Below are 16,541 nucleotides of genomic sequence, written 5' to 3' on the forward strand. Positions count from 1 at the left end.
TCCCCCAACTTGGCCACCCATGAAGCTTTATGTCTCGTTTGCCGCTCGCATACGCGCAATGATCGATGAAGGCGTTTTAAAGCCGGCGGACAAGATTTTTTCGGTACGGCAGGCCAGCCAGAAGTATGGGCTCAGCATTAGCACCATATTGCGCGCTTATCTGCTGCTGGAGCAGGAGGGCGTTATCAGTAGTCACCCACAGTCAGGCTACTATGTCACACCACGTAAGCGCCTGCAGCAGCGTCATGCATCCCCATTCGCTAAGGACATAAATCTTTCTGAAGTCGATGCAAGTAAGCTGGTACTCACTACGCTTAAATCCATCCGCGAATTTGGCACCGTGCCGCTAGGCTCACCATTCCCAGACCCCCAGCTGTTCCCACTCAAGAAAATCCATCAATATGAAAAAGCCCTGACCGATGATGAGGGAGAGTGGGGCGTGTTGAGCGACCTGCCACCCGGCAACGAAATGCTGCGCCAGCAGATTGCGCGTCGCTATCTAGCCAGCGGCATCGATGTATCACCGGATGATATTGTCATCACACATGGCGCCACCGAGGCTATCACCCTCTGCCTGCAGGCGGTGGCCAAGGCGGGGGATACCATTGCGCTAGAATCACCCGGCTATTATGCGCTGGCACATACCGTAGAGCGACTGGGGATGAAGGTCGCTGAAATTCTTACCGATCCTGAATCCGGCATTGATCTGGATGCGTTGCGGGCTGCGACAGCGGATACGCGTATTGCGGCGGTGATTTTGACTGCCAATTTTCAGAATCCGCTAGGCTTTGTCATGCCCGAGGCAAAAAAGCAGGCGTTGGTGGAATTTCTTGCTGAGCAGAATATTCCGCTGATTGAGGATGATGTCTATAGTGAGCTGTACTTTAGCAATGAGCCGCCTTTGCCTGCCAAGGCTTATGACCGCTCCGGCATGGTGCTGCATTGCTCGTCGTTTTCCAAGTCACTGGCACCTGGCTACCGCGTGGGTTGGACCAGTGCAGGACGCTATCGCCAAGAGGTGGAGCGACTCATGTTTCTTAACAGTCTATCGCTGACCTCGGCGCCGCAGATTGCGATTGCTAAGTTTATGCAGCGGGACAGCTTTGAGCAGCATCTCAAGCAGCTGCGGCATACCTTACGTTCAAATTATGTGCTGATCCGCAATGTGATAGAGCAAAGTTTTCCTATCGGCACACAGCTTTCTGTCCCCAAGGGTGGCTATGTGGTCTGGGTAAAGCTCCCACCGGCGATAGATGCACTCAAGCTTTATCGTACTGCGATTGACAACGGTATCACCGTAGCGCCTGGTAGCATTTTTTCGCGCAAGAAAGACCTCACCCACTATATACGCCTCAATTTTAGCCACCTGTGGACGCTCGCCATTGAGCAGGCCGTGCGTGATGTGGGCGCCCTTGCCTGCGAGATGCTGGCATCAGTCAGTCCAAGCCAAGATAACGACACCAGCGTTTAGCAAAAGACATTTAGTATGCTTAAACTTAAAATATTGACTAAATTTAGTATTGCTAAATTTACGACGACAGCAATTAACATCAGGATCAAAGTATGCAATACACCAAGCTTGCCCACACCGATTTAAAAGTTTCTAAAGTGTGCTTAGGCACCATGACCTATGGCGACCAGAACACAGAGGCCGAGGCACATGCGCAACTGGATTATGCTGTGGCGCGCGGCATTAACTTTATAGATACCGCTGAAATGTACCCAGTGCCGCCTAAGGCTGAAACCTACACGCGTACCGAAATCATGGTAGGTACCTGGCTAAAAAAACAGCCGCGTGACCAGATTATTTTAGGCGGTAAAGTTTCTGGGCCACGCCGTGGCTTGGATTGGATACGTGGCGGGCCGCCATCGCTAGACCGTGCCAATATTCGTGCTGCGATTGAGGGCTCCTTACAGCGCTTGCAGACTGATTATATCGATTTATACCAATTGCATTGGCCAGAGCGCAATGTGCCGATGTTTGGGCAGTATCAGTTTGACCCTGCGGGTGAGTTTGAATCTGGTGTTTACAAGCAAGGTGAACAAAAAGCATGGGTGTCGATACAAAACCAGTTGGAAACACTAGCTGAGTTAGTGCAAGAGGGCAAAATACGTTATGTTGGTTTATCGAACGAGCAACCGTGGGGTGTAATGGAGTTTGTGCGTATCGCTAAAGCTTACAATCTGCCGCACGTTGCCAGTGTGCAAAACTGCTATAACCTGATTAATCGGGGCATGGAGTTTGGCATGAGCGAAGTCTTGTATCGAGAGAATGTAGGTTTGCTTGCGTATTCACCGCTGGCGTTTGGGCACCTGACTGCAAAATACATTGATAACCCGGAAGCAAAAGGGCGTGTCACCATGTTTTTAGGCTACGCTCAGCGCTATAAAAAGCCGGGTGTTGTGCCAGCCAGCGCTGCGTATGCCAAGCTGGCAAGAGCACATGGGTTGACGCCTACACAATTGGCGTTGAGCTTTGTGTACCACCGCTGGTTTGTGAGCAGCACCATTATTGGCGCCACCACGATGCAGCAATTAAAAGAGAATATTGATGCGTGGGATACCAAGTTATCACCAGAGGTGCTGCAAGAGATTGAGCATTTGCATTTAACCATGATGAACCCTGCACCTTAACGATTGGACAAATCTACATTCATAGCTGATTAGAATAGCTTGGTGGAAATAGATATTTCACTAAGCTACTATCCGTCATTCCCGCCTACGCGGGAATGACGGGGTGAGGATTGAGAATTTGGAGAGAAGTGCTGTAATTTGGATTTTTTAAAGATTAATTAATAACCATACTTAAGATATTGTCTTTCACTTGAGGCATCTACTGAATTACAATTCTAGTATTGTTTAATCGTTTAGAAAGTTCTATATGTCTCAGCTCCCACCATGCCCACAATGCCAATCTGAATATACGTATGAAGATGGCGATAGATACGTTTGCCCAGAGTGTGCGCATGAGTGGCTGATAGATGGCGGTGCAGAAAATGCGGATGAAGTGCGTGTGATTAAAGATTCAAACGGTAATGTGCTTCAAGATGGCGACACGATTACTGTGATTAAAGACCTGAAAGTCAAAGGTTCTTCATTAGTGGTGAAAGTAGGCACCAAGGTTAAAAACATTCGTTTGGTAGAGGGTGATCACGACATTGACTGCAAAATCGATGGTATTGGCGCAATGAAGCTAAAGTCAGAGTTTGTAAAGAAAGCGTAATATAAAAAAGTTAGTATAAAAAGTTTGGTATTTTTAACCGTACAGCACCGTCCCTCCTTAAGCTAGTGTAGAGTAGGGGGTGACGCACCAAGTGTGGGTTTTGTTCATACCCGAACGAGCACTTCAATTAAAAAGCATTAGTCTGTATATTGTGGAGCATAGATTAGTCACAACTTAAGTATGATAGTTAATGATGCCATGGTTTAGTCCACAACAATTACGCACAGGTTTTGCTTGCCTAGCCGCTTATGTAGGCGTGTTATGCATTCTTTTTGTGCTCGTGATTGCACCAGTGCATGCAAGCCCTAATCTGACTCCCCATTTGATTGAGGGGCATTGGTATGCGTCTAATCAACTTGCTTCACCTATTAAAGCCTTGCCCTTAACTGGCGGTGATTTTGTCTTCAAAGGGACATTGCAAGTTGCCCAAGCCGGTGACTATGTGATTGATTTCAAGAACACCAGTACGTTTGCTATGTTTAAACATACGGTGCTGGATAGTCGCAACGTAGTGGTTGCTGAGTTGGAAGGTGGTATCAGCAACACAGAAAGCAACCCTTTTACGTTAAGGCATGCACGGCTTTTGTATTTGGAGGCCGGGACGTATAGCTTAGTCACTACACTTAAAACTCCTTACCTGATTGCACAGCCTCAACCGTATTTAGACACTAAGGCACATTACCAGCAGGCGATTAAGCTTGGTAATTTTATCGCACTGCTTTGCCTTGGTGTGCTGATGGGGTTGATGGCGTATTACATTGTGCTGGGTTTAATTCGAGCGCAAATGGTGCATGGCATGTATGCGCTGTTTGTTTTGGGCAACTTATTCTTGCAGGGAACATCGTTATTGGTGTTTTCTGATACGTTTGGCATCCATTGGTTTTATTTGAGCGCACTACCTATTTTATTTTCAAATATCGCTTATGTTTTCTTTGTTAAAGGTTTGCTGAATATACGTCAGCAATCCAACCCGAAGTTATATCGCTGGATTCAATATGCAGTGGTGATACTGGTGCTATTTGCTGTGTGGGGTATTTATTCGCCAAACTGGATGATGGAGATGGCGCGTTATGGCGTTGGTATTTTTCTCTGTCTTGGCTTGGCATGTAGTATTTACCTCAGCAGTAAAAAGAACATGACAGCGCGTTATTACTTGATAGCGATTCTGACCTTTTTTGTTTTAGGTGGCGTAACGATTACGGCGCAAAACTTTACTGGTTATACGTTGTATGTTGAGCATTTGGGCTTGGTTGCGGTAACGGTAGAAGCGCTGTTGCTGTCGTTTGTGCTGAGCTACCAATTTAGTGAGTTATTTAGAGAAAAAGAGCAGGTGTTGGCAGCGCTGGGCATTAGTGAAGCGCAAATTAAAATAGATACGTTAACAGGCTTGCCCAATCGAGTTGCATTAGAGGCCGCTATTCAGATACTGCCTGAAAGCGGCAGTATCACCATATTAGATCTAGACCGCCTCAAATACTATAACGATAAATTTGGGCATGTTTACGGTGACAAGTTACTGTGCGACTTCAGCCGTTTTTTACAGGGAAAATTAGGTGACATGGGGATGCTGCATCGTTTAGGTGGCGATGAGTTTGCAATTACTGCAGATCATGCGGATGAAGCTGTGATACAAAGAGTGCTGGATGAAACCATCACACATTTGCAAGCTAATGGTTTTGAGTTGGTGGGGGTGAGTGCAGGTACGGCGTTTATCTATGAAGAACCAGATAACTGCAGTGTGGTGATGCATATGGCTGACCTGCGCATGTATGAGAACAAGCGCGCCCATAAACGCGCCCAAAACGAACAGTTCTACTAGCGGAATGCTTTAGGGAAAAAGCTCACTGGTTGTGGCTCTGGAATTTGCAAAATGTTTTTCCGAATTTTACCCATCACATGCATCTCGCATGGCTTGCAATCAAACTTCAGTGTGTAGCGGTCGTTACCGTTAATCAGTGTCATCGGTTCTGCGGTGACTGTACCTTGCACGCCAATCACACCTTTAGCCTCTTTCGGGCATAGGCCATGGCTAAAACGCAGGCAGTGCTTGGTAATCATCAGTGGTACTTCGTCCAGTTCTTTGTTGGCTTCATACGCCGCTGCAATCATTTTTACGCCATGTTTTTCATAGAACTGACGTGCTTTTTTGTTGTACACATTGGCAAGGTAGCTGAGTGTATCTTCGGGGAAAATTGCCGGCGGTTGCGCTGCCTCGCGGCGTGGCGGGCGTTGGTAGCCAAAGTCACGGGTTTGCTGCAATTGCTCAATGGCATCACGGCGTAAGTTGTTAATAATCGAGGCGGGGATAAACCATGTTTGTGTGGTGCTGACTTCAATCCCATGCGTGCTGAAATCAGTACCACCCAGTTTACTCAAGTTCTCACGCAGGCTAGTTTCCGCTTTTTCCAGATTCTGTGCGCTTTGCTTTTCTGCCTCGCAGGTGGCGGTGGCGCTAAAGCCGTTTTCATCGGTAACGGTTAAGGCAAAACCATTCGCGGTTTCGTAAAAATTCATATCAACCACAATTTTGCGCTGCGCGGAGTCTTTCTCCAGCAGACGCATAAAAGCGTGGTCGCGGTTGCGGTAAATGGTCATGTTGCGCGTTATACCCGTTGGCATTTCGTTCGGGTACAGGCGCTTGCCTTCTACCGTATTGACGCGTAAGCCTACCAGTTCTTTATGTACATCAAAGAAGCATACGCCGTCGCCGTTATGTAGCTCGATACTGGTTTCCACCTCAAAGTAATTGTTACCCACTTTGGTGACTTTACCCAATGCTTCACCTGAGAACTTAGGCGTATCAAACGCGCCAATGTCTGCTTGGCGGCCGTTTACAAAGTAATCGGTTGCGCTACGGTTAAAGGTTTTTTCCGGCTGTGGCGTGAAGGTGTAAGTTGCGTGGCCAGAGGATGACTTTGCCAGTTCTGGCATATCGTTTAGGATTTCATCAATCAACTCACGATAATGCGCGGTAGCATTTTTTACATACGGCAAGTCTTTGTAACGGCCTTCAATTTTAAAGGAGCTGACGCCAGCCTGAATCAAGGCGCGTAAGTTAGCACTTTGGTCATTATCTTTCATGGATAAAAAGTGTTTATCCTTACCGATGATGCGGCCTTTTTGGTCTTCTAGTGTAAAGGGCAGGCGGCACTCCTGTGAGCACTCACCGCGATTGGCGCTACGGCCGGTGTGGGCATGGCTGATAAAGCACTGACCGCTAAACGCTACGCAGAGTGCGCCATGAATAAAAAACTCTAAATTGCATGAAGTGGCGTCAGCAATCTGCTTGATTCTTTTCAAGTCCAGCTCGCGCGCTAATACGATTTGTGAGAAACCAACCTGGTCTAAAAACACCGCTTTTTCAACGGTGCGGATATCGGTCTGTGTGCTGGCATGTAGCTGTATCGGCGGTAAATCCATTTCCAGCAGGCCCATATCTTGCACGATAAGTGCGTCTACTTCAGCATCGTAAAGTTGGTGCACTAGCTCACGTGCGCCTTCCAGTTCGTTATCATGGAAAATGGTGTTAAGGGCTACGTACACCTCTGCGTGGTAGCGATGGGCGTGTTTCACCAAGCGTGTAATGTCGGCAATGGTGTTAGGCGCTTTTGCGCGCGCACCAAAGGCTGGCCCGCCGATATACACCGCATCTGCGCCATGATTGATGGCTTCAATGCCGAAATCAGCATTTTTTGCAGGGGCGAGTAGTTCTAGATGGCGGCGAGTTTTTTGCATGGTACTTAATTTGCTTAGGTGATCAAGGTTGAATTTTAGACTAAACAACAGCTTATGACGACATTTGATTTTTGATCTGGTGAAAAACCTCGCACAATTATCGTACAATTCAGCCATGAGTAATCAAGATCTATTAAACCGCAGTATGCAATCGGTGTGGCATCCCTGCACGCAGATGAAGCAGCACGAATCTTTTCCGCTAACGCCGATACAACGGGGGGAGGGGGTCTGGCTTTATGATGCAGACGGTAAAAAATATTTAGACACCGTCAGCTCCTGGTGGGTGAATCTGTTCGGACACAACAATCCGCACATCAAAGATGCCATCAAGCAACAACTGGATACATTAGAGCACGTAATGTTGGCTGGCTTTACGCACGAGCCGGTAATTAGCCTTTCTGAGAAGTTAGCCCAACTTACGGGTCTTGGACATGCGTTTTACGCCAGTGATGGTGCAAGTGCTACCGAGATTGCGTTAAAGATGAGCTTTCACTATTGGCGTAATATTGGCCAGGCTAATAAGTCCAAATTTATTAGCCTGCAAAATAGTTACCACGGTGAAACACTAGGCGCGTTGAGTGTGACGGACGTTGCCATTTTTAAAGACACTTACGCGCCCTTATTAAGGCAGTCTGCGCAAATGCCTAGCCCAGATTTTAGGTTGGCAGAAGCAGGTGAAAGTGCGGAAGATTACGCACTGCGTTGTGCCGAGCAACTGAAAAGCTATATAGCCCAGCATCATGCAGAGTTGGCGGCATTTATTATTGAGCCGCTGGTACAGTGTGCCGCTGGCATGGCGATGTATCATCCGACTTACCTTGCTCAAGCACGCGAGATTTGTACGCAATATCAGGTGCATTTAATTGCAGATGAGATTGCCGTGGGGTTTGGCCGCACTGGCTCGATGTTTGCGACTGAACAAGCAAAAACTGAGGGGGGCAAAGTAAGTGATATCGCTGATTTTGTTTGCCTTTCTAAAGGCATTACTGGCGGGTATTTACCCTTATCGGCCGTGCTAACAACAGACACTATTTACCAAGCATTTTATGATGACAGTACGGTGCGTGGTTTTTTACATAGCCATAGTTATACCGGGAATCCATTAGCATGTAGCGCGGCATTAGCAACGTTGGATATTTTCGAGTCACAAAATATCGTACAGAAAAATCTTGAGAAATCTGCATTGATTTTGAAAGAGATGCAAGTGCTTACTCACCTGCCTATCCAACATTTACGTCATCAAGGAATGATTTTTGCGTTTGATGTGGTGACGGACAATGCGCAGTTTTCAAAACAATGTTACCAAACGGCAATGCAGCAAGGCTTGTTATTAAGGCCTATAGGCAATACGGTTTACTTTATGCCGCCCTATACCATTAATGAAGCTGAAATTGCGTTCATGGTGGGTCAAACTAATGCAGTGATTCAGAGTATTTTATGAAAAGATTCGCGCTATTTTTTGGTTTGACCTTGTGTTGCCTGCAAGCACAAGCTGAACTTCCCATCACGGTTGCCACTGCTCTTAAAGAAGCGGGCGTCCCGCAGCAGAATGTATCGGTGTATGTGCAAGCGGTGGATAGTCGTGTCGCTATCTTAAAACACAATGCAGACAAAAGCATGAATCCTGCATCAGTCATGAAAATGGTCACCACCAATGCTGCACTTGATTTGCTCACCCCAGCTTATCGCTGGAAGACAGAGTTGTACCATGATGGCTATATTAAAAATTGGGTATTAAATGGCAATTTAATGATTAAAGGCTATGGTGACCCCAGTTTTAAAGCGCAGGATTTTTGGCGTTTATTAATGAGCTTAAGGCAGGCAGGTGTTAAAAAAATTAACGGTGATTTAATTATTGATAAAACTTACTTTGCCGACGATGTTGATAACGGTATTAGTTTTGATGATGAAAAATGGCGTGCTTATAATGCACAGCCCAGTGCTTTTTCTGTGAATGGCCGTAGCACAAGTTTCAGGTTTAGCGCGAACACTGATCTAGTGAGTGTGAGTCAGGAGTTTGAATTACCTGAGGTGACGATAGTTAATAACATGAAGACAACGCAGGGTGATTGTGGAAACTGGCGTGGCAGAATGAACTATGATGTCCAGATGAACACCAATAGAGCAGTGGTCACTTTTAATGGGGTTTATGCGCCAGATTGCGGGGAACGGTTCTTAGAATTGAGCTTGTTTGATGATGCGCAATATGCATTTTTCACATTCAAGAAAGTATGGCGAGAATTAGGTGGGGATTTTACCGGTACACTTAAGCGTCAATCAACCCCCAGCACAGCCACTAAGCTGCTTGAACAGACTTCTGAACCGTTAGGTAGTGTAGTCAGAGATATTAATAAATGGAGTAATAACCTGATGGCGCGGCAGTTGTTGCTGACGATAGCAGCAGAAAAGGCAGGCCCTCCTGCCACCGTGGCAAAAGGGGTGAAGGCGATTAAGGATTGGCTGGCTGCCAGTGGGTTGAGTGCTAATAGTTTGAATGTTAGTGGACTAGTGATTGAAAATGGCTCAGGATTATCGCGTATAGAACGTATCAGTGCAGAGCAGCTAGGTAAGATGTTAGTAGGTGCTTACTTAAGTCCGGTGATGCCTGAATTCATGGCGTCTATGCCGATTTTGTCGTTAGATGGCACTGTGAAACAACGCTTGCAAGATAGTGCATCGAATGGACGTGCTCATCTTAAAACTGGCTCCATTAATGGCGTAAGTGCAATCGCAGGGTATGTGTTAGATGCAAACGGGCATCGCCATGTGATGGTGATGTTAGTGAATCATGCGAATGCGGGTGCCAGCCGAGATGCGCAAGATGCCTTGGTGGAGTGGGTGCATCAATTGCCTTGAGTTGACGCCTGAGAGGTTAACGTCGGGTGCAAAATTGAAGTATGATTATGCATTAAGTCTTTCTAATTTAGATACAGTTAATTTAAATACAACGCTACAGGACATAGAATGAAATTTTTAGGATCATTACTCGCAGGGCTTTGCTTGTTAAGCTTAAGTGCCTGCCAAGCTGAGCCAAATCAGTCAGCATCAGATAAATCAACAGTAAAGGAAGTAAAAGCGATGTCAGAGCAAGTGAAAGAGTTGCAAAAGATTGATACATTAGTCGGTGAAGGCCGTGAAGCTGAGCCTGGCTTTAATGTGACTGTGCATTACACTGGTTGGCTCTATGATCCATCTGCTCAAGATGGTAAGGGTAAAAAGTTTGATAGCAGTGTAGACCGTAAAGAACCATTTGTATTTTTCTTAGGTGGTGGTCAAGTGATTCAGGGTTGGGATGAAGGTTTTGCTGGCATGAAAATCGGTGGTAAACGTACATTGATTATCCCATCAGAAATGGGCTACGGCGCGCGTGGCGCAGGTGGAGTGATTCCACCAAATGCTGATCTGATTTTTGATGTGGAATTATTAGGCGTTAAATAATTCATCAGTAGTTTATTGACCATAGTTAGCATTTGGTAGCGCTTGTATTGGGCGCTATCAGCGTGTTTTGCAATTGGTTATTGATTAGACCTAACGGTACGAGAGATGGAACATGAAAGTTAGTATAAAGTGGATTGACGGTGTAAGTTTTGTCGGTGAGTCTGAGACCGGCCATGCGGTTGTGCTCGATGGTGCGCCTGAAAACGGAGGCCGTAACATTGGCATGCGTCCGATGGAAATGCTGTTAATCGGCATGGGTGGTTGCACTTCATTTGATGTGGTGGCTATTCTGAAAAAAGCACGTCAGCCAATTTTTGATTGCGTTGCCGAAATTGATGCAACACGGGCTGATGAGATTCCAAAAGTATTTACCAAGATTCACGTGCACTTTGTGATTACTGGCGATCATTTAAACCCTGTGCAAGTTGAGCGTGCGGTTAAATTATCTGCTGAAAAATATTGTTCAGCTTCTATTATGTTAAGCAAAAGCGTAGAAATCACGCATGACTTTGAAATTAAACCATTGACGCTGGAAGCATAGGCTGTAGTGAATTGTAAGCTGATGACACGTGATCATTAGGTGGTAGTTGGCATGATAAAAAAGGATGATATTTTCATCCTTTTTTTATATTCGTTGAAACTCGCTGTATTCATTACTTTTTAGACCATTGTTTTATAAAGCGTTGTTTTGCTGCAAAGCAAAATCTTTAATGAGCTCAGACACAAGCGTGTTAGCTAAATGCTTTTTTACAGTAACTGCATAAAAGTTTTCATTGATATTTGGTAATGTCATATAAGCAGTTAAAGTGCCAGCAGAGATTTCATCTTTTACTACCACGTCAGGCATCACTGCAAGTGCATTGCTGTCCCTAGCTAGTAGCCTAAGCATCGCCATATCGTCCGCCTCTCCAACAACATTAGGTTGAAATTGATATTGTGCGCATAGCCCATCAAACGCTGATCTGATCGGTGTCCCTGGTGCTGGTAATATCCAATCTAAAGACTTGTAGTCGTCATTAAACTTTTTACTTAGCTTAAGCCCAGGAGCTCCTATCACTGAGATAGGCTGCTGTACTAGCAACTGACATTGCCAAAGTTGCTTATTTGTACCACTCACTTCGATATTGGTGAGCACCAAATCAAACTGATGATTTGCAAGTTCGGTTAATAAGTTTGTTTGCCCGCGCGCCGCGATGTTTAATTTTACTTTTGGATTGTTCATCAATGGCTTAACGAACACCTCAACAAAGTTACGAGACATTGTTGATAACATCCCTATTTTAAGCGTCTGGCTTTCTTTATGCAGACCATTTTTAAGCATGGCCTCTAATTCGTCACCTATATTAAATATAGATTCAGCATAAGAGAACGTGATATTTCCGGCATCAGTCAATAATAACTTTCGATTCTGCCTTGTAAATAGCTGGTTTCCGATACTTTCCTCTAAAAGTTTAATTTGAACAGACAATGCAGACTGCGAAACATGCAGCGCCTCAGCCGCTTTTGTCAGATTGCCAATCTTGGCGACATGCCAGAAGTAATTTAAGTGGTGGTAGTTAAGTTTTGCCATATTTCAACACGCAGAAATTAATTAATTAAAAATACTTCTCATCATTAAACTAATGTGAGAGCGCAATACAAAACAAACGTGACTTTCTTATTATTTGAAATGACTATTGACAAGATAGTGGTGTTAGATGAAGTAAATAATTAATTTTCATTTGCATACTGAGCTTGCAAAGTCAGTATTTTATCGTTCTGTATTATAGAACTATTAAATACAAAAAATATATTATACAGAACAATTAACATCGGTGAAAATGGCGACTATTACAAATAGGGACTATCAATTGAACAGTTTTCAAAGTTTGTTAACGCCGTCTATCATGTTTTTTGCTTTAGGTTTTGTTGCGCAATTAATTAAGTCTGATTTAAAGCTTCCTGTCGAACTGACAAAGTCAATTACGATTTATTTGTTAATCAGTGTTGGAATACACGGTGGAATAGAACTTTCACATGCAACATTTTTGGATGCTGTGCCCTCAATATTCACCGCAATAGCACTTGGGGTGTTATTGCCTATTATTGCTTATCTGATTATTAATAAAGTTGGGAAAATTGACCATTTAAATGCAGTTGCTATCGCTACACATTATGGCTCGGTGAGCGCGGGTACATTCCTAACGGCGATTGCATTTTTGGAGGCGCTTCATATAGATTTCGAAAAGTATCCAATTATTATGTTGGCTATTATGGAGTCCCCTGCAATTTTAGTGGGGTTGGTAATGGCGTCATATTTAAGAGGAAAGCATTTAAATAACTCTGGGGCTATACAGTCGAATAAGTCTGAATTAATTAAAGAGGCGTTTACTAATGGAAGTATTGTACTTTTAATGGGTGGTTTGCTGATAGGAGATATTGCAACAGAAAAAAGTATAAAAACTATCCTACCTTTCTTTGATCACTTGTTTATGGGTGTTTTATGTGTATTTTTATTATCCATGGGTATGGAGGCTGGAAAGAAAATAAGTGACTTTAAAGTTGCAGGTAAGTTTTTAATTTGCTTTGGTGCACTCATGCCATTAATTTCTGGGTTAATAGGCGTGATGATAGGGGTCTACTTGTTAAATTTTAGCGTTGGCGGCTCAACCCTTGTGGGTGTGTTGGCGGCAAGCGCATCCTATATTGCAGTGCCACCAGCGATGAGGATGGCAATACCAGAGGCAAATCCTTCTATTTATTTAACGTTAGCTTTAGGGATTACCTTTCCATTTAACGTTGTTTTTGGAATCCCACTTTATTATAGTTTCGCTAACTTTTTACTTTAAGGTTGTTTTATCATGTTTAGTGTTAAAAGAATTGAGCTTGTCATTGAAGCTGTTGAAAAGCAAAGAGTGATTTCCACCTTAAAAGCTGTCAATATATTCAACTACACCATATACAACCATGTGGGCGGATATGGTGAGAGGGGGGCAAGAGGTGACTTGGCATTCGGTGAAAAGTTTGAAAACGTGACGTTTGTGATTGCTTGCCCAGAAAATCGGCTAACTACGATCATTGAGTCACTACGCCCCATATTGAAAAGTTATGGTGGGATGTGTTTAGTATCAGATGCTCAATGGATAATACATTAATTAATTAAGTGAGCTGCATGGAAAATAACACCAATAAGAAAAAACCAATACAAAGGTTATTTGATCTTTTATCTCTAGAGAGAAAAGACATTAACCTGCTTGTTGTGCTCACTTTTGGGTACGGAGTGCTTGGTATCGCAACGCCAATTGCCGTGCAGGCACTTGTCAACATAGTCACGATGGGTGGGCTTTTACAGCCACTTTTTGTGGTGTCGTTAATATTGTTTGTGTTGCTGCTGTTGTCTGGTGCACTGTATGTGTTTGAAGCCTATGTGGTAGAGCTCATACAGAGAAGATTGTTTGTGAGAACTGCAATCAATGCCGCTAAAAATGGTCAGGGTGTTGATGCGTCGGTGTATGACAACAGTAACCCAGTTGAACTAATGAATCGATTTTTTGATATCAGCACGGTTCAAAAATCTGCAGCCACACTTCTTACCGTTAGCCTAGCAGCCTTCTTGCAAGGCTTTATCGGCAGTGTCATTTTAATTTTTTATAGTCTCTATTTTGCAATTATTGTATTTGTGTTGTTAGCTTTACTGGCATTTATTATTTTTGTATTAGGTAGAAATGGGATTAATACAGCTATCGATGAATCTAAAACAAAGTATGCAACAGCGGCATGGTTGGAAACGATTGCCAGAAATTTCTATGTTTTTAAATTTTTTAATGGATTAGCGCGTGCTAATCGTTTAAGCAACGATTTAGCGAATCTCTACACAAAAAAACGAAAAGAACACTTCAGGACTTTGCTTTTTCAGAATATCGGCGCTGTGACCCTATACGCAATTGTTGGCACATTAATGCTGGCCTTAGGTGGGGGGCTTGTGATTACAGGGCAAATTAATTTAGGCCAATTTGTTGCAGCAGAGCTTATTATATTTGGCGTGCTGGCGGCGTTTGTTCGTTTTATCAGCAAGCTTGAGTATTTTTACGATATGTTGGCTGCACTTGATAAGATTGGTTTTTTGGAGGATTTGCCTCAAGAAACTATCGGAACCTATTCTATTCCTACAACTGGTTTAACCGAGGTTGAGGCATTTAATATCTCATTCAACTATTCTCAAAAAATTAAGTTGCTTAAGAACGTAAGTTTTAAACTCAATCAAGGTGAAAGTGTTTCTATTTTAGGTGAGTCTGGTGCAGGCAAAACCACTTTAATCGGCATGCTCACAGGGCTCAGACAGCCATCCATTGGTCGCATTGAATTTAATGGAAATGACTTAAGACAACTCAATCAAAACATCCTTAGAAATGCGATTGGTATTGCTGGCAGAGTTGAGGTAATTGAGGGATCTATTATTGAAAATATTGTGCTCGATAGGGAGCATATTACTTTAAACAATATTAACCAAATCTTAGATGAGTTAGGGTTGTTGGAGGATCTCACTAATTTAGAAAATGGCCTTGATACTCAGCTGACTGCTTTTGGAGCGCCTTTGTCCACAACACAAATTCAACGTTTAATGTTAGCTCGAGCTATTGTTGGTAAACCTAATTTACTGATTATAGATGGCCTATTAGATAATTTAACTAGTCCTGAGTTGGGCTCAGTGCTCAATCTTTTGAAAGTTCATCAGGCAGATTGGATGCTGGTAGTCGCGACTCGTTTTGAACATATCGCGAATCAATTCAATCATACGATTTTATTAAATCAGCAAGATGGTGAACTAGCGTGAGTGCGGATAATAAACTGTTTAATGATGCCCTAGTAGCAACGGAAACGCCGGAGTTTGTGGTTCGTTATGTGAAAATTCTTGCGATATTGTTTTTTGCTTTGCCGATTATCGCGATGTTTCTTCCTTGGCAACAGAATGTGACGGCAATCGGGAAAGTCACCGCATTTTCGCCATCTGAAAGAGTGCAAACGATTGATGCGCCTGTCAGTGGGGTAATCAGTAAGTGGTATGTTCAAGAAGGTAGCGTTGTTAAAGAAGGGGATGTCTTACTCGAAGTAAGTGATATTGACCCTATGTTCAAAGACAGATTGGAAGCCCAAAGAAACAATCTCCAAACTAAATTAAATGCGAAACAAGACGAACTGAAGTCCTACCAAGTACAGCAACAGAACTTAATGAGCTCGCGGGATGCAAAAATTTCTGCGGCGCAATTCAAGTTAGATGTGGCTAATCAAAAAATACTTTCCACGACTGAAGCGATTAGCGCTGCAAAAGCCACAGCTGATGCAGCTGAGTTTCAAAGTAACCGTATGCAACGTTTGTTTGTCGATGGCTTAGTGTCTAAACGTGATTTAGAGGTTGCAGAAAGGGATCTGATTATCGCCCATCGCAATTTAATTAGCGCACAAGCTCAACATAATTCTGCAAAAGCAGAAGCACAGTCAGCCAAAGCCGAAATCCTACAAATACGCGCAGATACTCAGGCATCACTAGATTCTAGTTCGGCTGTCATTAATAAAATCAAAGGGGAGTTGGCTGATAGTCAAAACAGTTTAACAAGCTCAGAAATCAACTTATCACGCCAAAATATGCAGAGAATTGTTGCGCCTAGAGCGGGTACCATCTTTAGGCTCCCAGTCAACTCTCAGTCACAAATGATCTCTCAAGGACAGCCCTTGCTTGTGATATTGCCCGAAACGAATGCAAGGGCGGTAGAGCTTTGGGTAGATGGGCGTGATGCACCACTTATTACGACGGATACTTCAGTGAGGCTTGAGTTTGAAGGCTGGCCTGCAATTCAAGTGCCAGGATGGGCAAAGATAGGGATTGGTACGTTTTCAGGAAAAGTCTCTTTCGTAGACCCTACAGATAATGGCACAGGTAGTTTTAGAGTCATGGTGGTTCCTGATGAGAACTACCCCGACTGGCCCTCGGCAAGATTTTTAAGGCAGGGGATTAGTGCCAAGGGTTGGATATTATTAGAAAATGTAACGATTGGTTATGAGATATGGCGTTTGCTGAATGGATTCCCGGCAAGAATTCCAGAGCTACAGACGTATCCTAACGAAAAAGTAATGTACGATAAAAAATGACGATGGATGCCAGCAAACA

14 protein-coding genes are annotated in these 16,541 nt (G+C 43.8%); 12 read left to right on the plus strand and 2 right to left on the minus strand.

The window, feature by feature from the left end; all coding sequences use genetic code 11:
- The first annotated feature begins 19 nt into the window (after positions 1–19).
- The 4 genes from FG24_RS06315 (at position 20) to FG24_RS06330 (ending at position 5,042) form a co-directional block, all read left to right on the plus strand.
- Positions 20–1,471, plus strand: a complete 1,452-nt coding sequence (locus FG24_RS06315; protein ID WP_036302048.1) for a PLP-dependent aminotransferase family protein — start codon at positions 20–22, stop codon at positions 1,469–1,471.
- Between the two features lie 92 nt (positions 1,472–1,563).
- A complete protein-coding gene (locus tag FG24_RS06320) occupies positions 1,564–2,634 on the plus strand; it encodes an aldo/keto reductase (RefSeq protein WP_036302049.1) in 1,071 nt (356 codons plus the stop codon).
- A gap of 247 nt (positions 2,635–2,881) precedes the next feature.
- On the plus strand, positions 2,882–3,223 hold the full coding sequence (locus FG24_RS06325) for a zinc ribbon domain-containing protein YjdM (protein ID WP_036302051.1): 342 nt from the start codon (positions 2,882–2,884) through the stop codon (positions 3,221–3,223).
- Positions 3,224–3,413: 190 nt separating this feature from the next.
- Complete coding sequence (locus FG24_RS06330; protein WP_036302053.1) at positions 3,414–5,042, plus strand: GGDEF domain-containing protein; 1,629 nt, start codon at positions 3,414–3,416, stop codon at positions 5,040–5,042.
- Here the strand turns inward: FG24_RS06330 and FG24_RS06335 are convergent.
- Entirely contained in the window at positions 5,039–6,958 is a 1,920-nt protein-coding gene (locus FG24_RS06335; protein ID WP_036304015.1) for a peptidase U32 family protein, read from the minus strand. The genes FG24_RS06330 and FG24_RS06335 overlap by 4 nt on opposite strands.
- A 115-nt stretch (positions 6,959–7,073) precedes the next feature.
- Between FG24_RS06335 and bioA the strand changes: the two genes are divergently transcribed.
- The 4 genes from bioA to FG24_RS06355 all read left to right on the plus strand — a co-directional run bounded on the left by bioA (position 7,074) and on the right by FG24_RS06355 (position 10,937).
- Positions 7,074–8,399, plus strand: a complete 1,326-nt coding sequence (gene bioA / locus FG24_RS06340; RefSeq protein ID WP_036302055.1) for an adenosylmethionine--8-amino-7-oxononanoate transaminase — start codon at positions 7,074–7,076, stop codon at positions 8,397–8,399.
- Complete coding sequence (gene dacB / locus FG24_RS06345; RefSeq protein ID WP_036302057.1) at positions 8,396–9,814, plus strand: D-alanyl-D-alanine carboxypeptidase/D-alanyl-D-alanine endopeptidase; 1,419 nt, start codon at positions 8,396–8,398, stop codon at positions 9,812–9,814. Before bioA ends, dacB begins: the two co-directional genes overlap by 4 nt.
- 108 nt (positions 9,815–9,922) lie before the next feature.
- Positions 9,923–10,396 carry an FKBP-type peptidyl-prolyl cis-trans isomerase gene (locus FG24_RS06350; protein ID WP_200876871.1) on the plus strand — a complete coding sequence of 158 codons (474 nt, stop codon included), beginning with the start codon at positions 9,923–9,925 and terminating at the stop codon, positions 10,394–10,396.
- 112 nt (positions 10,397–10,508) lie between these two features.
- On the plus strand, positions 10,509–10,937 hold the full coding sequence (locus tag FG24_RS06355; protein ID WP_036302060.1) for an OsmC family protein: 429 nt from the start codon (positions 10,509–10,511) through the stop codon (positions 10,935–10,937).
- Between the two features lie 132 nt (positions 10,938–11,069).
- Here FG24_RS06355 and FG24_RS06360 read toward each other — a convergent pair whose 3' ends face one another.
- Entirely contained in the window at positions 11,070–11,966 is an 897-nt protein-coding gene (locus FG24_RS06360; protein WP_036302061.1) for a LysR family transcriptional regulator, read from the minus strand.
- 280 nt (positions 11,967–12,246) lie between these two features.
- On the opposite strand from FG24_RS06360, the gene FG24_RS06365 reads away from it, so the two are divergent.
- Genes FG24_RS06365 through FG24_RS06380 form a run of 4 tightly spaced genes read left to right on the plus strand, consistent with a single transcriptional unit; the run spans position 12,247 to position 16,522 of the window.
- Positions 12,247–13,224 carry a sodium-dependent bicarbonate transport family permease gene (locus tag FG24_RS06365; protein ID WP_036304018.1) on the plus strand — a complete coding sequence of 326 codons (978 nt, stop codon included), beginning with the start codon at positions 12,247–12,249 and terminating at the stop codon, positions 13,222–13,224.
- Positions 13,225–13,236: 12 nt separating this feature from the next.
- A complete protein-coding gene (locus tag FG24_RS06370; RefSeq protein ID WP_019899643.1) occupies positions 13,237–13,530 on the plus strand; it encodes a P-II family nitrogen regulator in 294 nt (97 codons plus the stop codon).
- Positions 13,531–13,547: 17 nt separating this feature from the next.
- Positions 13,548–15,209: an ATP-binding cassette domain-containing protein gene (locus tag FG24_RS06375; RefSeq protein WP_019899641.1), complete on the plus strand. Its 1,662-nt coding sequence runs from the start codon at positions 13,548–13,550 to the stop codon at positions 15,207–15,209.
- Positions 15,206–16,522, plus strand: coding sequence for an HlyD family secretion protein (locus FG24_RS06380; protein ID WP_036302064.1), 1,317 nt, complete (start codon positions 15,206–15,208; stop codon positions 16,520–16,522). The genes FG24_RS06375 and FG24_RS06380 overlap by 4 nt, the downstream gene beginning before the upstream one ends.
- The last annotated feature ends 19 nt before the right edge of the window (positions 16,523–16,541 follow it).

It is taken from the genome of Methylotenera sp. L2L1, assembly GCF_000744605.1.
Lineage (GTDB): Bacteria > Pseudomonadota > Gammaproteobacteria > Burkholderiales > Methylophilaceae > Methylotenera.

What these genes read in the sequence shown, in the direction of transcription:
- bioA (WP_036302055.1), top strand. Translation starts at nt 7,074, where the DNA reads ATGAGTAATCAAGATCTATTAAACCGCAGTATGCAATCGGTGTGGCAT.
- FG24_RS06350 (WP_200876871.1), top strand. Translation starts at nt 9,923, where the DNA reads ATGAAATTTTTAGGATCATTACTCGCAGGGCTTTGCTTGTTAAGCTTA.
- FG24_RS06315 (WP_036302048.1), top strand. Translation starts at nt 20, where the DNA reads ATGAAGCTTTATGTCTCGTTTGCCGCTCGCATACGCGCAATGATCGAT.
- FG24_RS06360 (WP_036302061.1), bottom strand. Translation starts at nt 11,966, where the DNA reads ATGGCAAAACTTAACTACCACCACTTAAATTACTTCTGGCATGTCGCC.
- FG24_RS06375 (WP_019899641.1), top strand. Translation starts at nt 13,548, where the DNA reads ATGGAAAATAACACCAATAAGAAAAAACCAATACAAAGGTTATTTGAT.
- FG24_RS06325 (WP_036302051.1), top strand. Translation starts at nt 2,882, where the DNA reads ATGTCTCAGCTCCCACCATGCCCACAATGCCAATCTGAATATACGTAT.
- FG24_RS06355 (WP_036302060.1), top strand. Translation starts at nt 10,509, where the DNA reads ATGAAAGTTAGTATAAAGTGGATTGACGGTGTAAGTTTTGTCGGTGAG.
- FG24_RS06330 (WP_036302053.1), top strand. Translation starts at nt 3,414, where the DNA reads ATGATGCCATGGTTTAGTCCACAACAATTACGCACAGGTTTTGCTTGC.
- FG24_RS06320 (WP_036302049.1), top strand. Translation starts at nt 1,564, where the DNA reads ATGCAATACACCAAGCTTGCCCACACCGATTTAAAAGTTTCTAAAGTG.
- dacB (WP_036302057.1), top strand. Translation starts at nt 8,396, where the DNA reads ATGAAAAGATTCGCGCTATTTTTTGGTTTGACCTTGTGTTGCCTGCAA.
- FG24_RS06335 (WP_036304015.1), bottom strand. Translation starts at nt 6,958, where the DNA reads ATGCAAAAAACTCGCCGCCATCTAGAACTACTCGCCCCTGCAAAAAAT.
- FG24_RS06370 (WP_019899643.1), top strand. Translation starts at nt 13,237, where the DNA reads ATGTTTAGTGTTAAAAGAATTGAGCTTGTCATTGAAGCTGTTGAAAAG.